The sequence below is a fragment of the Rhodococcus jostii RHA1 genome, from assembly GCF_000014565.1.
In the GTDB taxonomy this organism is placed as follows: Bacteria; Actinomycetota; Actinomycetes; order Mycobacteriales; family Mycobacteriaceae; genus Rhodococcus_F; species Rhodococcus_F jostii_A.
Map to the genome: position 1 here is coordinate 4,697,651 of NC_008268.1, position 17,305 is coordinate 4,714,955.

Genomic DNA, 17,305 nt, shown 5'->3' on the forward strand with positions numbered 1-17,305 from the left:
CAACTAGGCAGAGTAGTAGTTCGCCCGCGTGGCCTGCTCGCTGGGTACTCACAATGGTTGTCTGCGTGCGGTTTCGGCGCTGGAGAACCGCCCGATCGGGGTGTCCGGAATGCACGTATCGGGGACCCTGTCAACCCCTACGGTCAGGCCATGATGCCCCTGACCTGCACCGTTGATGCGACCAGCTTCCGGACACGTGTTAAACTCGAATGATCGAAAGGGGCACGGGACAGATGATTTTTAAGGTCGGAGACACCGTCGTATACCCCCATCACGGTGCGGCGCTGATCGAAGCAATTGAAACCCGCACCATCAAGGGTGAGCAGAAGGAATATCTCGTTCTCAAGGTTGCTCAGGGCGATCTCACCGTACGGGTTCCCGCAGACAACGCAGAGTACGTGGGCGTACGCGACGTCGTCGGCCAGGAAGGTCTCGACAAGGTCTTCCAGGTACTGCGGGCACCGCACACCGAAGAACCCACCAACTGGTCACGCCGCTACAAGGCGAATCTCGAAAAGCTCGCGTCAGGTGACGTCAACAAGGTTGCCGAGGTCGTTCGGGACCTGTGGCGTCGTGAGCAGGATCGCGGCCTGTCCGCAGGAGAGAAGCGCATGCTCGCGAAGGCGCGGCAGATTCTTGTCGGCGAGCTCGCACTGGCCGAAGGCACCGACAGCGACAAGGCCGAGACCATCCTCGACGAGGTCCTCGCGGCCGCGTCCTAGACAGTCGCGATACACACAGTGGCCGACGGAAAAGGTCCTGTAGTCGCGCTGGTTCCCGCCGCAGGTCAGGGAGTACGTTTGGGCGAGAACAGGCCCAAGGCATTCGTTGATCTGGGTGGGACGACCATGCTGACACGCGCGGTCGACGGGCTCCTGCAGTCGGGGGCTGTCGACCGCGTCGTCGTGATCGTTCCGGAGGAGCTCGTCGAGTCGACGCGAACCCTCCTTCCCGGTGAGGTCACCGTCGTGGCCGGCGGAAGTGAGCGGACCGATTCGGTTCGCGCCGGACTGGCCGTCGCGGATGACGCCGACTATGTGCTCGTGCACGACGCCGCCCGCGCGCTCACGCCACCGTCGCTCATCGCGCGGGTGGTCGAGGAGCTGCGATGCGGCCGCAATGCGGTCATCCCCGTCCTGCCGGTGACGGACACCATCAAGACCGTCGACGTTCTCGGCGCGGTCACCGGCACCCCCGAACGGTCCGAACTGCGGGCCGTACAGACGCCGCAGGGTTTCACCGCGGAACTGCTCCGGCGCGCCTACGCTGCCGCCGACGGCATCGCCACGGACGACGCCGGCCTGGTGGAGCGCCTCGGGGAACGGGTCCGCAGCATCGTCGGAGAACCCACAGCATTCAAGATCACCACGCCGCTGGACCTCGTGCTGGCCCGCGCGCTGGTGGAAGAGGGAGCGCACTAGTGCGAGTCGGAATCGGGACGGACGTCCACCCGATCGAGCAGGGGCGGCCGTGCTGGATGGCCGGCCTGCTGTTCGAGGACGAGAACGGCTGCGCGGGTCACTCCGACGGCGACGTCGCCGTTCACGCACTCTGCGACGCCCTGCTCTCCGCCGCCGGACTCGGCGACCTCGGCTCCGTCTTCGGAACCGGGCGGCCCGAGTGGTCCGGGGTGAGCGGTGCCGCGATGCTCGCCGAGGTACGCCGTCTCCTCGAAGAGGACGACTTCGACGTCGCCAACGCCGCGGTCCAGGTGATCGGGAACCGGCCGAAGATCGGCCCGCGCCGAAACGAGGCACAGAAGGTGCTGAGCGACATTCTGGGCGCGCCGGTTTCGGTGTCCGCGACCACCACGGACGGGCTCGGCCTCACCGGGCGCGGCGAGGGGATCGCCGCCATGGCCACCGCGTTGGTCATTCCCGGTCGAAGCGCCAGGTAGGATCGCTGGTCGTGACCCTGCGCCTATTCGACACCGAGACGCGGGCCTTGCGTGACTTCGTTCCGCTGGCCCCTGGACACGCATCGGTGTACCTGTGTGGCGCCACGGTGCAGGGCGACCCCCATATCGGCCACGTACGCAGCGGCGTCGCATTCGACGTGCTGCGGCGGTGGCTGCTCGCCCACGACTACGACGTGGCGTTCGTCCGCAACGTCACGGACATCGAAGACAAGATCCTGAACAAGGCCGCGGAGGCGGGCAGGCCGTGGTGGGAGTGGGCCGCCACCTTCGAGCGGTCCTTCACCTGGGCCTACCAGCAGCTGGGTGTGCTGCCGCCGTCCGTCGAGCCGCGAGCCACCGGCCACATCACGCAGATGGTCGAGATGATGCAGCGCCTCATCGACAACGGCCATGCGTACGCGGCGGGCGGGGACGTCTACTTCGACGTCCGCAGCTACCCCCGGTACGGCAGCCTGTCCGGGCACAAGCTCGACGACGTCCACCAGGGCGAGAGCGCAGGCGAATGCAAGCGCGATCCCCGCGACTTCACGCTGTGGAAGGCGGAGAAGCCGGGAGAGCCGTCGTGGCCGACGCCGTGGGGCCGGGGCCGTCCCGGCTGGCACCTCGAATGCTCCGCGATGGCCGAGTTCTACCTCGGCGCCGCGTTCGACATCCACTGCGGTGGTCTGGACCTGGTGTTCCCGCACCACGAGAACGAGATCGCGCAGGCCAAGTGCGCCGGCGACGACTTTGCGCAGTACTGGCTGCACAACGGCTGGGTCACCATGGGTGGCGAGAAGATGTCGAAGTCGCTCGGCAACGTTCTCTCGGTGCCGAACGTGCTGAAAAAGGTTCGCCCGCAAGAGCTTCGGTACTACCTGGGCAGTGCCCACTACCGGTCGATGCTCGAATACTCCGACACCGCGCTCGACGAGGGGGCTGCGGCGTTCCGTCGGATCGAGTCGTTCGTCCTGCGCACGCAGGAACGTGCCGGTGAGGTTCCGGTCGGCCTGTGGACCGAGGCGTTCGCTCGCGCGCTCGACGACGACCTCGCCGTCCCCGCCGCGCTCGCCGAGGTGCATGGAAAGGTCCGCGAGGGCAACATCGCCCTCGACGGCGGAGATCTCGAGGGTGCGCGCGGGATCGCGTCGCAGGTCCGGGCCATGCTCGGAATCCTCGGCGTCGACCCGCTGGACGAGCACTGGACTCAGGAGACCGCGGACGCGTCCGCGGCAACCGATGCCCTGGACGTTCTGGTCCGGGCCGAACTCGAGCGCAGGCAGAGTGCCCGCGCCGAGAAGAACTGGGCTGTGGCCGACGAGGTGCGTGACCGTCTCATCCGGGCGGGCATCGAGGTCACCGATACCCCCAACGGGCCCGAGTGGTCTCTCAAGGCAGGACAGTAGTAATGGCTGGAAATTCGAGTAGGCGTGGAGCCATCCGCAAGACCGGTACCAAGAAGGGGCAGGTCGCCGGTTCCGGTGGCCAGCGCCGCAAGGGGCTGGAAGGCCGCGGCGCCACCCCGCCCGCGGAGGCCCGCACCAAACACCCCGCCGCCAAGCGCGCCGCCCGCGCAGCCAGGGAAGCCGACAAGCAGCCCGGCCGCGGTCGTCAGACCGCCGGACGCAAGGTGCTCGACGGCCCCGAGAACGTGCTGGGCCGCAACCCCGTCGTCGAGTGCCTGCGCGCCGGTGTCCCCGCGACCGCGCTGTACGTCGCGGTCGGGACCGAGAGCGACGATCGCCTGAAGGAATCCGTTCAGCGGGCGGCCGACGCGGGCATCTCCATCCTCGAGGTTCCCCGGAGCGATCTGGACCGGCTCAGCGCCAACGGCATGCATCAGGGCATCGCGTTGCAGGTGCCGCCGTACCGCTACGCGCACCCCGACGACCTGATCGCGGAAGCGCGCAAGCACCAGGAGGCGCCGCTACTCGTGGCCCTCGACAACATCACCGATCCCCGCAACCTCGGTGCCGTCGTGCGGTCGGTGGCCGCGTTCGGCGGTCACGGTGTGGTGATCCCGGAGCGCCGCAGTGCGTCGGTCACCGCGGTCGCGTGGCGGACGAGTGCCGGCGCGGCAGCCCGCCTGCCGATCGCCCGCGCTACCAATCTCACTCGCACGCTGAAGGATTGGGCGTCCAAGGGCGTTCAGGTGGTCGGTCTCGATGCGGGTGGCGACACCACACTCGACGAGTTCGACGGCAGCGGCCCCGTGGTGGTCGTGGTCGGCTCCGAGGGCAAGGGACTGTCGCGTCTCGTCCGCGAGAACTGCGACGCCATCCTCAGCATCCCGATGGCAGGCCCCGTCGAATCGCTCAACGCGTCCGTCGCCGCGGGTGTCGTGCTTGCCGACATCGCTCGCCGTCGCCGCGGCTAGGCTGCGGATCCGCGAACAGCAGGGCGTCCTCGGGGCCGCTTGGCCCGCACAGCCGGTAGTGATCCGAGGGCGTCGCTGTCAACGCTGTCGGCACCTACCGTAGACCTACAGTGTTGACAGGCTGCTACCAGCGGCGTTCACTGAGATCATCAGTGGCCGCGAGGTTGGAGGCCGGTCATGGCAATCACCGATATCAAGGAATACGCGCACCTCACCCAGCAGGACGTCGAGGCGCTCGGATTCGAACTCGACGCACTTCGCCGCGACGTCGCGGAGTCCCTCGGGGAGAAGGACGCGACGTACATCCGCCGCACCATCGCGTTCCAGCGCGTGCTCGACGGACATCCACGGCAGCCGGACGACCACGGGCGTGGTTCTCGGTACGACCGCACTGGGTGCGGCCAAGAGCATCGAGAACATGGAGATCAGCCACAACGTCTCGCACGGCCAGTGGGACTGGATGAACGATCCCGAGATCCACTCGAGTACCTGGGAGTGGGATCAGGTAGGGCCGTCGTCGCAGTGGAAGTATGCGCACAACTTCCGTCACCACAAGTACACCAACGTGCTCGGAATGGACGAGGACGTCGGGTTCGGCGTCATGCGGGTCACTCGTGATCAGGAATGGCGTCCGATCCACCTGCTGCAGCCGATTCAAAATCTGCTGCTCGCGGCGTCGTTCGAATGGGGCATCGCGCTCCACGATCTGCTTCCGCCCAGTGCCGAAGACAAGGCGAGTCGGCGTCTGCGTCCACCGGTGCGAGATCTGCTCGGCAAGATCGCGCGGCAGATGGGCAAGGACTACGTGCTGTTCCCCGTTCTCAGTGGGCGGCGGTGGCGGCGAACGCTGAAGGCGAATCTCGTCGCCAACCTCCTGCGGAACGTGTGGTCGTACGTCGTGATCTTCTGCGGGCACTTCCCCGACGGAGCGGAGAAGTTCACGCTCGCGGAGCTCGAGCACGAAAACCGGGCCGAGTGGTATCTCCGCCAGATGCTCGGCACCGCGAACTTCCGGGCCGGCGCCGTCATGGCCTTCATGAGCGGCAACCTGTGCTATCAGATCGAGCACCACCTCTTCCCCGACCTTCCCAGCAATCGGTACGCCGAGATCTCGACCGCGGTGCGCGGCTTGTGCGAGAAGTACGACTTGCCGTACACCACCGGTTCGCTTGCGCGGCAGTACCTTCTGACGCTGCGCACCATTCACAAACTGGCGCTGCCCAACCGGTTCCTCCGGGCGACGTCCGACGACGCGCCGGAGACGGCGTCGGAAGTGAAGTTCCGCGGGCGGTCGGCGCTCGGCGCCGATCCCGTGACCGGACGCCTTCGCGGGCTCCGGACCGCCCTGGCCGCGAGGTAGACCGTCACCGCGGGATGGTCGACGCCACCGTTCGGTGGAAGCGGACCCGGTGCCCGGGACGCAATTGCGCGGCCACCGGCAGATCGGCCTCGGCCACCACGGCGATCACCGGATAGCCACCGGTCACCGGATGATCGGCCAGGAACAGGATGGGCCGACCGTTGGGCGGCACCTGCAACGCCCCCGCCACCATCGCCTCGCTCGGCATCTCTTCCGTCACGGCGCGGTGCAACGGTCCCGGACCTTCGAGCCGCGCCCCCACGCGATTGGTGTCGGAGCTGACCGTCCACGTCTCGCGGAGAAGGGCCTCGACGGACGCTGGTGTGAACCAGTCGTCCCGCGGTCCGAGCCGAACGCGCATCATCAGGGGATCCTCGGGAGCGACGGGTGGGGGGATGATCTCGTCCGCAGGCCAGTCGCCGGCATCCGCACCGACCAGCAGCCGATCACCCTCGGCGACAGGATCGGGGCCGATCCCCGACAGAGTGTCGGTGGACCGGCTCCCCATCACCGCGGGCACGTCGAAACCTCCGCGCACCGCGACGTAGCTGCGAAGTCCCTCCGACGCGAACGCGATCTCCAGCAGGTCGCCGGTCGTCAGGTGCAGCATTGTGTAGTCGGGCCGGGGTTCGGAGTTGACGGTAACGGGGTTGCGGGCGCCAGTGACGGCGACGGAGACGGTCCCGGCCGCACGCACCGCGAGCCCACCCAGCGTGACCTCCAGCGTAGCTGCGCCGGAGTGGTTGCCCACCAACCTGTTTGCGCTGTCGTGCGCGTCTCGGTCGGCGGCCCCCGACTCGCCGACGCCGATCGACGCGTAACCGGGGCGGCCCCGATCCTGCACGGTGGTGAAGGGTCCGGTGCGCACGACCTCGAGCCAAGCCATCGTTCGATTGTCCCGCATCCACACGTCTGCTGGATACGCTCTCGTCGGATCAGTCGCTCAGGAGACTGCGGTGTAGCCGTGCGCGGCAGCGACTTCGGCGGACAGCAGCTGTCCGTCGTGGGTGGACAGTCCCGCGGCGAGTCCGGGGACGGTCGCGGTGGCTTCCTTCCAGCCCTTGTCGGCGAGCGCCACGACGTAGGGGAGGGTGGCGTTGGTGAGGGCGTAGGTGGAGGTGCGGGGGACGGCGCCGGGCATGTTGGCGACGCAGTAGAAGACGGAGTCGTGGACCTGGTAGGTGGGCTCGGCGTGGGTGGTGGGTCGTGAGTCCTCGAAGCAGCCGCCCTGGTCGATGGCGATGTCGACGAGCACCGAGCCGGGCTTCATCCGTGAGACGAGGTTGTTGGAGACGAGGGTGGGGGCCTTGGCGCCGGGGACGAGGACGGCGCCGATGACGAGGTCGGCGCCCTGGACGGCCTGTTCGAGTTCGAGGCTGTTCGAAGCGATGGTCTTGACCTGGCCGTGGTAGAGGGCGTCGATCTCTCGGAGGCGGGCGATGGACAGGTCCAGGACGGTGACGTCGGCCTGCATGCCGTAGGCGATCGCGATCGCGTTCTTGCCGGAGACGCCGGCGCCGATGACGACGACCTTGGCGGGGCGCACGCCGGGGACGCCGCCCATCAGGACGCCGCGGCCGCCGCCGTGGCGCATGAGGTGGTAGGCGCCGGCCTGTGGGGCGAGGCGTCCGGCGACCTCGCTCATCGGGGCGAGCAGCGGGAGGGAACCGTCGGCGCCGACGACGGTTTCGTAGGCGATGGAGGTGGTCTTCGACGCGAGCAGTGCGTCGGTGCACTCCTTCGATGCGGCCAGGTGCAGGTAGGTGAACAGCACCTGGTCCTGGCGCAGGCGGGCGTATTCCTCGGCGATGGGTTCCTTGACCTTCAGGAGCAGGTCGGCGGTGTCCCATACCTGGTCGGCGGCCTGGAGGATCTGGGCGCCTGCGGCTTTGAAGTCTTCGTCGGCGAAGGACGAGCCGATGCCTGCGCCGGATTCGATGACGACCTCGTGGCCGCGTTCGTTGAGTTCGTGGACACCGGCGGGGCTGATGGCCACGCGGTACTCGTGGTTCTTGATTTCGCGGGGGATGCCGATCTTCATGAGAGCTCCGTGCTGTCGAAAATTCGATTGGTAGGTGCCAATAGTGAAGAAAGCAACCATTCATGCCAATAGTTGTGAAGATAATTCTCAACATGTCGGTGCTGGCTCGCGACTATTCGAATACGGGCACCCTGAGCCGTTCCTTGCCGAAGGATGTTCGAGAATGGCTTCGCCCCGTGAGTACTTGTTAACCGCCCGACGTTAATAAGTACTCACGGGTGGCGGAGCCGCAGGATCAGCATGGCCGCGTGCAGCGACGTCCGGGACTCGGCGTCGTCGAGGCCGACACCGAGCAGTCGCTGGATCGTGGCCAGTTTCGCGTAGAGCGTGGGGCGGGAGAGATGGAGCTGTTTCGCGAGTTCCGTCTTGTTGCCACCGAGTTCGAGGAAGCTGCGCAGGACGTCGACGCTGTCGCCGCCGTGCCGCGCCTGATGCTCCAGCAGGCCGCGGAGTTCGGTCTCGGCGAAAGCCTGCACACGCGGATCGGTCCGGATGAGGGCGAGGAGACCGCGCAACCGGATGTCGGCTGCTCGGTGAAAGACCTTGTCGCCCGGTGGCAACGACAGCGCGACCTCGGCGATGTGAGCGGATTCCGTCAGGCCGCCTGCGGCGTCCAGGAGCCGGGTCGATTCGGGACCGACGCCGATCGTGCACTGCAGGACGCCGTCCAGCCGGATGAGTGCGGCACGGATCGCCGCGCAGAGTTCGGGCAGCGCGTCGGGTGTGGACGCCGGTGGATGGGACAGGAGCAGGTCGATCTGCCCGGCGCGGGTGTTCGCGGTGAGTGCGGTTTGCCGCGACGTCCGGACCGCGTGGCGGACGGCGTCCAGCATGTTCACTCGGCGTCGCTGCGCGAGAACCTGGTCGGCGCTGGCGGTTTCGCTGACCCGGATGGTCATCGGCAGGTAGGTCAGCGCCGGCCGGAGGCCGAGCGCATGGGCACGCGCGGTCGCTTCGGCCTCGTCCTGGATGCGTCCGCGGCGGAGTTCGTCGACGAGTCCGCTCTGGGCCTGCTGCTCGAGTGCGGTCCGGTCCTGCTCGACCATGCGGTTCAGTGCGAGCGCCTGCGCGGCACGTTCGAGGGTCATCCGCGCCCGACCTTCGGCGGCGACGGGTCGGGGGGCGACGAGTCGTCCCCATTCCTGCCGATGTGCGCCGACGGGCGTCGTCGTCCACGACTCCGGGCCGTCGACCGCGGTCTGGTGCGACACGGGCGTCAGCCGCGATCGACGTTCCCACTCGGCGAGGAGGTCCGCCGCCGTGGTTCCCTGCGCCGCGAACGCCAGTACCTGCCGGTTGAGGTCCTCGAGGACGATCGGGGCGCCGAGCATGCCGGCTGCGGCGTCGACGATCTCACCGAGTGACGCCCGTTTCATGCTCAGGTCGGTGAAGACCTCGTGCGCGTGCCGTGCGAAGGCGACCTCGTCGTACTGCTCCGCGACGATCGAGCGGTGCACTTCCTCGGTGACCTCGACGAACCGGATCTGACGGTGCAGTGCGACGACGGGGAACGACAGTCTGTCGGCGGCGCGTGCCACCCCGTCCGGCACCGTGTCGACGTGCACGCCGAGTTCGACGACGAGTCCGGCTGCGCCCGCCGCGGCCAGTCCCTCGAGGTACGCCACGCTCGACGAGTCGTCTGCGAGGGGTTGGCCGGTGGTGAGGACGAGTTCGCCACCCTGGAGAAGGTTCGACAGGTCGGGTAGATCGCTGACGTGCACCCATCGGACCGGTCTGTCGAGCGGTCCGCCGCCGATCAACTCGGGTGTTCCCGCCTGCACGACCGGGAGCGCCAGGATGTCGACGATGGTGGGCTGCATTTACGTAGTGTAAATCAGATGTCGGATTTCCTTACAGATCGTCGGGCTCGAGTGCTTGGTTCAGGGACCAGAGTGAAGACATCGCACTTCGCGCGGAGTTTCCGCGTATCGGCTCTCTCGGTAAGGACACCCATGACACACAGCGATGGCGCAGCGCAGACCCGGACCATCACGCACTGGTTCGACAACAAGAGTTTCACGGGTACGAGTGGCAACACCGCTGCGGTGACGAATCCGGCGACCGGTGCCGTGACCGGTCAGGTCGCCCTCGCCAGCGTCGAGGACGCCCGCGCCGTCATCGACGCCGCCGCCGCCGCGTTCCCCGCCTGGCGCGACACCTCCCTTGCCAAGCGCACCCAAGTGATCTTCACGTTCCGGGAACTGCTCAACGCCCGCAAGGGCGAACTCGCCGAAATCATCACCGCCGAGCACGGCAAGGTCGTCTCCGACGCACTCGGTGAGGTGTCCCGCGGCCAGGAGGTCGTCGAATTCGCCTGCGGCATCGCACACCTGCTCAAGGGCGGCATGACCGAAAACGCCTCCACCAACATCGACGTCTCCTCCCTCCGCCAACCCGTCGGCCCGGTCGGGATCATCTCCCCGTTCAACTTCCCCGCCATGGTCCCGATGTGGTTCTTCCCCATCGCCATCGCCACCGGCAACACCGTCGTCCTCAAACCCAGCGAGAAGGACCCGACCGCCGCGATCTGGATGGCCGAACTCTGGGCCGAGGCCGGCCTGCCCGCGGGGGTGTTCAACGTGCTGCAGGGCGACAAGACCGCCGTCGACGAACTGCTCACCAACCCCGCCATCAAGGCCATCAGCTTCGTCGGCTCCACCCCCATCGCCCAGTACGTCTACGCCACCGGCACCGCCCACGGCAAACGCGTCCAAGCCCTCGGCGGGGCGAAGAACCACGCCATCGTCCTCCCCGACGCCGACCTCGACCTGGCCGCCGACGCCATGGTCAACGCCGGCTTCGGCTCCGCCGGGGAACGCTGCATGGCCATCAGTGCCCTGGTCGCGGTCGGCGACATCGCCGACGAACTCGTCGCCAAGATCAAGGACCGCACCGACACCCTCAAGATCGGCGACGGCACCCGGGACTCCGACATGGGACCACTGGTGACCAAGGTGCACCGCGACAAGGTCGCCTCCTACATCGACGCCGGCGAAAACGACGGCGCCACCATCGTCGTCGACGGGCGCACCGTGCAGGCCAATGGCGGCAAGGACGGGTTCTGGCTCGGCCCGACCCTGATCGACCACGTCACCACCGACATGTCCGTCTACACCGACGAAATCTTCGGACCCGTCCTCTCCGTCATCCGCGTCGGCTCCTACGACGACGCCCTGGAACTGGTGAACTCCAGCCCGTTCGGCAACGGCACCGCCATCTTCACCAACGACGGCGGCGCCGCCCGACGATTCCAGAACGAGGTCGAGGTCGGCATGGTCGGCATCAACGTCCCCATCCCCGTCCCGATGGCGTACTACAGCTTCGGTGGCTGGAAGAACTCCCTCTTCGGCGACACCCACGCCCACGGCACCGAAGGCGTCCACTTCTTCACCCGCGGCAAGGTCGTCACCACCCGCTGGCTCGACCCCAGCCACGGCGGCCTCAACCTCGGATTCCCCCAGAACAACTGAGCCGGAAAGGACCTACGGTCATGACGACGACAGTCTCCCAGGAACTCCTGCCCACCGGTCAGTCCCTCGATGCGGCGCGCGTCGAAGGGGAGCGCGCATATGCCCTCGACCGTGCGCACGTGTTCCACTCGTGGTCCGCGCAGGAGCAGATCACCCCGATGACGATCCTCGCGTCGGAGGGTTCGTACGTGTGGGACGGCGCCGGGAACCGCATGCTCGACTTCTCGTCCCAGCTCGTCAACACGAACATCGGGCACCAGCACCCCAAAGTCGTTGCCGCCATCCAGGATCAGGCCGCGAAGCTGTGTACCATCGCACCGCAGTACGCGAACGACGCCCGCTCCGAGGCCGCCCGGCTGATCGCCGAGCGGACCCCGGGTGACCTGAACAAGGTGTTCTTCACCAACGGCGGCGCCGACGCCAACGAGCACGCCGTGCGCATGGCCCGGTTGCACACCGGCCGCTACAAGGTGCTGTCGCGGTACCGCTCGTACCACGGCGGCACGGACACCGCGATCAACCTCACCGGCGACCCGCGCCGGTGGCCCAACGACTACGGCAACAGCGGAGTCGTCCACTTCCACGGGCCGTTCCTGTACCGGTCGCAGTTCCACTCGGAGAACGAGCAGCAGGAAACCGAGCGCGCGCTCGAGCACCTCGACCAGCTGATCCGCCTCGAGGGGCCGAACTCGATCGCTGCGATCGTGCTCGAATCGGTTCCCGGGACCGCGGGGATCATGGTGCCCCCGCCCGGCCACATGGCCGGTGTGCGCGAGATCTGCGACCGCTACGGCATCGTGTTCATCGCCGACGAGGTGATGTCCGGGTTCGGCCGGACCGGAAAGTGGTTCGCGATCGACCATGTCGGTGTCGTTCCCGACCTGATCACGTTCGCGAAGGGGGTCAACTCCGGCTACGTGCCGCTCGGTGGTGTCGCGATCAGCGAGAAGATCGCGGCGACGTTCGCCGACCGGCCGTACCCCGGCGGGCTCACCTACTCGGGACACCCGCTCGCCACCGCGGCCGCCGTCGCGACGATCAACGCGATGGAGGACGAGCGGATCGTCGAGAACGCGGCCCGGATCGGCAGCGAGATCCTCGGCCCCGGACTGCGGGGCCTCGCCGACCGGCACCCGTCGATCGGTGAAGTCCGCGGACTCGGCGTGTTCTGGGCGATCGAACTCGTCGCCGACCGTGCCACGAAGGAACCGCTGGCTCCGTACGGCGCCTCCAGCCCGGCGATGAACGAGGTGATCGCGGCGTGCAAGGCAGGAGGATTGCTGCCGTTCGCCAACTTCAATCGCATTCACGCCGTGCCGCCGTGCACCGTCACCGAGGCCGAGGCCCGTGAGGGGCTCGCGATCCTCGACACGGTTCTCGACATCGCGGACGCACACCGCAACTCCTGACACCCGTCTGCCGACACATCCGTGTCCTGACACTCGATCCGTCCCGCGGTCAATGGCGCCCGCGGGACGGATCTTTCTCGTTTTCCACGACAACACACGGCGCCCGGATCTCAACGGAGAGAATCTATGAGCTCGACCACGTCCACGCTCGCACTGTCCCTGCCGGAAGGCTATGTCGAAGAACGGGATCGGCCGCCCGTTCCCGACGTCGCGATCCTCGACCGCCTGACCGCCGACGCATTCGACCTGCACGTCGACACCGTCGGACCGAACGAGAACCGGCAACTGCGGGTCACGCTCTACAGCGGAGACTCGACCGTGTCGCTCGAACGGGTGCTGCGACTTCTCGGGAGCCTCGACCTCGAGGTCGAGGGTCAGCGGACGTCGGTGTTCCGCCGCGCCGACGGACTGGTGTGCCGGCTCTACGACTTCCGGGTGTCCGCGGGACCGCTCGTCGCGTCCGCGGTGGCCTCGGGATCCGTCGAACCCGAGTCCGTCCTGGAGACGTTTCGTGCGATGTGGTCGGGCCGCGCGGAGGCGGATCGGTTCAACGTGCTGGTGCTCGCCGCCGGCCTGGACTGGCGGGAGGTGGTGCTCCTGCGCGCGTACGCACGCTTCCTGCGGCAGAGTGCTCTGCCGTACGACCAGGGCCGGATCGAGGCGGTCCTGCTGTCGCGTCCCGAGTTCGCGTCGGCGCTCGTCGAGCTGTTCCACGCGCATTTCGATCCATCCCGTCCCGGTGGCGGCACGTCCCGCGACGACGACGTCGAACAGTGTGCGCGCCGGGTCGAATTGCTGCTCGCCGACGTGGAGGGCCTCGACGCCGACCGTATCCTGCGCGCATACTCGGGCCTCGTCGCGGCGACGACCCGCACCAACTTCTATCGGGACGGCGCGCTCGGTCCGGCTCGTCCCCAGTTGTCGCTGAAGTTCCGCTCCGGCGAGATCGACGAACTTCCGCGGCCGCGGCCGTTCTACGAGGTCTTCGTGTATTCGCCGGACATGGAGGGCGTGCACCTGCGATACGGACCCGTCGCGCGCGGCGGGCTCCGCTGGTCCGACCGCCTCGACGACTACCGCACCGAGATCCTCGGTCTCGTCAAGGCGCAGGCAGTGAAGAACGCCGTCATCGTGCCCGCGGGCGCCAAGGGCGGTTTCGTCGTGCGCAACCCGTCGTCCACCGGCCAGGACTGCTACCGGCAGTTCATCTCCGGGCTGCTCGACGTCACCGACAACCTTTCGGACACAGCCGAATCGGTTCATCCGGACGGTGTCGTCTGCCGGGACGGCGACGACCCCTACCTCGTGGTGGCGGCGGACAAGGGCACTGCCACGTTCTCCTACACCGCCAACGATGTGGCCCGGACGTACGACTTCTGGCTCGGTGACGCGTTCGCGTCCGGTGGTTCGGTCGGCTACGACCACAAGAAGATGGGCATCACCGCGAAGGGTGCGTGGGTGAGCGTCACCCGGCATCTGGCCGAACTCGGAATCGACGTCGACCCCACGCCCCGCCGGGAACAGGCCTGGCAGGAACGCCGCCGGTTGTTCGAGCTGCCGCGGTCGTCGTGGGCCGACTACGACCGGACTCTCATCAGTGAAGGCGGTGGCGTCTGGTCGCGTGAGAGCAAATCGATTCCGGTGAGCAGCCAGATGCGGACGGCGCTCGGTCTCGCCTCGTCGGTGACGACGCTGACGCCGCCGGAGATGATCCGCGCCATCCTCGCCGCCCCGGTGGATCTCCTGTTCAACGGCGGCGTCGGGACGGACGTCAAGGCCTCGTCGGAGTCGCACACGGACGCGGGTGACAAAGCGAACGACACCGTCCGGATCGATGCGGGCCGGCTGCGTGCACGCGCTGTCGCCGAGGGCGGCAACCTGGGTATGACGCCGCTCGCTCGCATCGAATTCGCCCGCACGGGTGGGCTCGTCAACACCGACGCACTGGACAATTCGGCCGGAGTGGACTGTTCCGACCACGAGGTCAACATCAAGATCCTGCTCGACTCGCTGCCCGTCGACCGGCGGCTGGACCCGGTGCGGCGCTCGGACCTGCTCGGTTCGCTCACCGACGACGTGTCGGAACTCGTGCTCGCGAACAATCGCGCGCAGAACCGGGTACTCGGCGACGCCCGGTCGAATGCCCACCGGATGGTGGACGTGCACGCGAGGATGGTGAACGACCTGGTCGAAAAGCGCGGCCTGGACTGCGACCTGGAGGCGCTTCCGAACCCCGACGGCTTCGCCGAACTGTCGGAGGCAGGGGTCGGACTGACCTCGCCGGAACTGGCGACCCTCCTCGCCCACGCCAAGCTGGATCTGAAAGCGGAACTCGAGGATACGGACGTCTTCTCCGACGGGTACTTCTCCGAACGGCTCGGCGCGTACTTCCCCGCCGCGCTGCGCTCCGTCCTCCCCGTCGACGCGCACCCCCTCCGCCAGGAGATCCTCGCCACCGAGATCGTGAACGACATCTTCGCCCGCGGCGGGCTCACGTACGCGTACCGGCTGCGCGAGGAGACGGGGGCCGGACCCGCGGATGTGGTGCGCGCGTTCGTCATCGCGTCGGAGGTGTTCGGGCTTGCGGAACTCTGGTCCGACATCGCCGCGGCGAAGCTGCCGCCGGCGACGGAGTACGAACTGGTCGTCGAGGCCCGCAGGCTGCTCGACCGGGCGTCGCGGTGGTTCCTCGCCAACCGTCGTCAGCCGCTGTCGGTGGACGCCGAGATCGACGATTTCCGGCGCCACGTCCACATCCATTCCGGTGACGTCGGCGGATGGCTCCGCGGCGCGGAGGTGCTGGCGATGGAGGACACGCGTCGCTCCTACGACGAGGCGGGCGTCGAGACGTCCATCGCCCGTCGTATCGCGGACGGCCTCTACCGGTTCAGCCTGCTCGACATCGTGGACGTCGCCCGCGAACTGGAGCACGACGTCGCCGAGGTGGCGCCGCTCTACTTCGCGCTCTCCGATCACCTCGGCGTGGATCGATGGCTGATCAAGGTGTCGGCGCTTCCGCGGGGCGAGCGGTGGCACACCCTCGCCCGGGTGGCGCTGCGGGACGACCTGTACCGCTCCGTCCGCCTCCTGACCCGGGACGTACTGTCGTCGGGGGAGCCCGGTGACGAACCGGACTCCCGGATTCTGCTGTGGGAGAGTACGAATCGAGCGAGGATCGAGCGTGCTCGCCGGACGCTGTCGGAGATCGACGCCGCGTCCACCCACGATCTCGCGTCGTTGTCGGTCGCGGCGCGCCACGTGCGATCGATGGCATAATGCGCTTCGCGCCTGTGAGTACTTATTAACGTCGGGCGGTTAATAAGTACTCACGGGCGCGAAGCGCACGACGACGCCGGGGCGGAGCAGGGCGGGGGGAGTGCGTTCGGCATCCCAGATCGGTTCGTCGGTGGTGCCGATGAGTTGCCACCCGCCGGGCGAGCTGCGGGGGTAGATTCCCGTGAACTCCCCGCCCAGTGCCACGGTCCCGGCGGGGACGGAGGTCCGAGGCGTCGCACGGCGCGGCACGTGCAGCTCGGGTGCGCCGCCGGTGAGGTAACAGAAACCCGGGGCGAAGCCGCAGAACGCCACCGTCCACGGTGTTCCGCTGTGTGCGGCGACGACGCCGTCGACACCGAGACCGGTCAGCTCGGCCACGTCCTCGAGGTCGGGACCGTCGTAGCGCACCGCTATCCGGATCTCGTCCGGGGGATCCTCGGCGACAGTCGCCTCCGGTTCCGTGGTCCGCACCCACTTCGCGACGCGGTCACGACTGGTCGCGCCGTGGTCGAACCGCACCAGGACGGTGCGCGCCGCGGGGATCACCTCCACGACCCCGGGTGGCCGGGAGTCGTCCAGCGCACGAAAATGCGCGAGCACGGTGTCGAGGTCCTCGAACTCGGCGAGGACCGCGCTTTCTCCGACGTCGAGGATGCGCATCACACGAACGGCTCCACCGTGATGCCCTCGGCGTCGAGCAACGACCGGATGGCGGTGGCCATCTCGACGGCTGCGGGCGTATCGCCGTGGACGCAGACGGATTCGGCGGTGACCGCGAGGACCGTACCGTCGACCGCTTCGAGGGTGTGATCGACGACGAGTCTGCGGACCCGTTCGGCCACCACCGCGGGATCGTGCAGTACGGCCCCGTCCGTCGTGCGCGGCACCAGCGTCCCCTCGGGTGTGTACGCGCGGTCTGCGAACGCCTCGGTGACCGTCCGCAGTCCGGCCTTCTCGGCCTCCTCGAGGAACACCGAACCGGGCAGGCCGAGGACGGGCAGCGTCTCGTCGTACGCGCTGACCGCCGCGACCACCGCGCGGGCCTGCTCACGATGGTGGACGATCGCGTTGTACAGCGCGCCGTGGGGTTTCACGTACGCCACCGCGGAGCCGGAAACCTGGGCGAGACCGTCGAGAGCACCGATCTGATAGACGACGTCGGCCGTCAGGTCACGCGGCGCGACGTCGATGAACCGGCGCCCGAACCCGGCGAGGTCGTGGTAGCCGACCTGCGCGCCGATCCGGACCGTCAGCTCGGACGCCGCCGAACAGGTGGCCGACAGGGTTGTGGGATCGCCCGCATGAAAGCCGCAGGCCACATTGGCACTGGTCACGAGCTTCAGCATCGCCAGGTCGTCGCCGAGGGTCCAGGCGCCGTAGCTCTCGCCGAGGTCGCTGTTCAGATCGATTGCCGGCACATATTCGATACTAGGGTTCCGAGTGCAGTCTTGTAGATTCTCTCGCGGGGGCGGGCG

General features: G+C 67.9%; 13 protein-coding genes and 1 pseudogene. 9 read left to right on the plus strand and 5 right to left on the minus strand.

Translation table 11 applies throughout. The features are described 5' to 3' along the window. Positions 1-233 precede the first annotated feature (233 nt). From carD to RHA1_RS21750, 6 genes and pseudogenes are all read left to right on the plus strand, one after another. Positions 234-722, plus strand: coding sequence for an RNA polymerase-binding transcription factor CarD (carD, locus tag RHA1_RS21725; protein ID WP_005262216.1), 489 nt, complete (start codon positions 234-236; stop codon positions 720-722). An 18-nt stretch (positions 723-740) separates the two neighbouring features. Further along, positions 741-1,421, plus strand: coding sequence for a 2-C-methyl-D-erythritol 4-phosphate cytidylyltransferase (gene ispD / locus RHA1_RS21730; protein WP_011596855.1), 681 nt, complete (start codon positions 741-743; stop codon positions 1,419-1,421). Then, positions 1,421-1,897 carry a 2-C-methyl-D-erythritol 2,4-cyclodiphosphate synthase gene (ispF, locus tag RHA1_RS21735; protein WP_009477526.1) on the plus strand — a complete coding sequence of 159 codons (477 nt, stop codon included), beginning with the start codon at positions 1,421-1,423 and terminating at the stop codon, positions 1,895-1,897. The genes ispD and ispF overlap by 1 nt, the downstream gene beginning before the upstream one ends. A gap of 11 nt (positions 1,898-1,908) precedes the next feature. Beyond that, the gene (gene cysS, locus RHA1_RS21740; RefSeq protein ID WP_011596856.1) at positions 1,909-3,303 is read left to right on the plus strand and encodes a cysteine--tRNA ligase; all 1,395 of its coding nucleotides are present in this window, start codon (positions 1,909-1,911) and stop codon (positions 3,301-3,303) included. 2 nt (positions 3,304-3,305) lie between these two features. Next, on the plus strand, positions 3,306-4,274 hold the full coding sequence (rlmB, locus tag RHA1_RS21745) for a 23S rRNA (guanosine(2251)-2'-O)-methyltransferase RlmB (RefSeq protein WP_050787354.1): 969 nt from the start codon (positions 3,306-3,308) through the stop codon (positions 4,272-4,274). Positions 4,275-4,451: 177 nt separating this feature from the next. Next, positions 4,452-5,634: pseudogene (locus RHA1_RS21750) on the plus strand (fatty acid desaturase family protein). Positions 5,635-5,638: 4 nt separating this feature from the next. Here the strand turns inward: RHA1_RS21750 and RHA1_RS21755 are convergent. The 3 genes from RHA1_RS21755 to RHA1_RS21765 all read right to left on the minus strand — a co-directional run bounded on the left by RHA1_RS21755 (position 5,639) and on the right by RHA1_RS21765 (position 9,495). Beyond that, positions 5,639-6,520, minus strand: a complete 882-nt coding sequence (locus RHA1_RS21755; protein ID WP_011596859.1) for a 5-oxoprolinase subunit C family protein — start codon at positions 6,518-6,520, stop codon at positions 5,639-5,641. Positions 6,521-6,577: 57 nt separating this feature from the next. Continuing rightward, the gene (gene ald, locus RHA1_RS21760; protein WP_011596860.1) at positions 6,578-7,675 is read right to left on the minus strand and encodes an alanine dehydrogenase; all 1,098 of its coding nucleotides are present in this window, start codon (positions 7,673-7,675) and stop codon (positions 6,578-6,580) included. A gap of 212 nt (positions 7,676-7,887) precedes the next feature. Then, a complete protein-coding gene (locus RHA1_RS21765; protein WP_011596861.1) occupies positions 7,888-9,495 on the minus strand; it encodes a PucR family transcriptional regulator in 1,608 nt (535 codons plus the stop codon). A 132-nt stretch (positions 9,496-9,627) separates the two neighbouring features. Here RHA1_RS21765 and RHA1_RS21770 point away from each other — a divergent pair, with 132 nt between their 5' ends. From RHA1_RS21770 to RHA1_RS21780, 3 genes are all read left to right on the plus strand, one after another. Beyond that, complete coding sequence (locus RHA1_RS21770) at positions 9,628-11,145, plus strand: CoA-acylating methylmalonate-semialdehyde dehydrogenase (RefSeq protein WP_011596862.1); 1,518 nt, start codon at positions 9,628-9,630, stop codon at positions 11,143-11,145. A gap of 20 nt (positions 11,146-11,165) precedes the next feature. Then, the gene (locus RHA1_RS21775) at positions 11,166-12,554 is read left to right on the plus strand and encodes an aspartate aminotransferase family protein (RefSeq protein WP_011596863.1); all 1,389 of its coding nucleotides are present in this window, start codon (positions 11,166-11,168) and stop codon (positions 12,552-12,554) included. A 126-nt stretch (positions 12,555-12,680) separates the two neighbouring features. Then, positions 12,681-15,830 (plus strand): NAD-glutamate dehydrogenase domain-containing protein, encoded by a 3,150-nt coding sequence (locus tag RHA1_RS21780; protein ID WP_011596864.1) that lies wholly within the window; start codon positions 12,681-12,683, stop codon positions 15,828-15,830. 39 nt (positions 15,831-15,869) lie between these two features. Here the strand turns inward: RHA1_RS21780 and RHA1_RS21785 are convergent, their stop codons facing one another. Both RHA1_RS21785 and RHA1_RS21790 read right to left on the minus strand, forming a co-directional pair. Then, positions 15,870-16,490, minus strand: coding sequence for a 5-oxoprolinase subunit B family protein (locus RHA1_RS21785; protein ID WP_011596865.1), 621 nt, complete (start codon positions 16,488-16,490; stop codon positions 15,870-15,872). Further along, positions 16,490-17,248, minus strand: a complete 759-nt coding sequence (locus RHA1_RS21790) for a LamB/YcsF family protein (RefSeq protein WP_009477537.1) — start codon at positions 17,246-17,248, stop codon at positions 16,490-16,492. The genes RHA1_RS21785 and RHA1_RS21790 overlap by 1 nt, the downstream gene beginning before the upstream one ends. Positions 17,249-17,305: the final 57 nt, after the last annotated feature.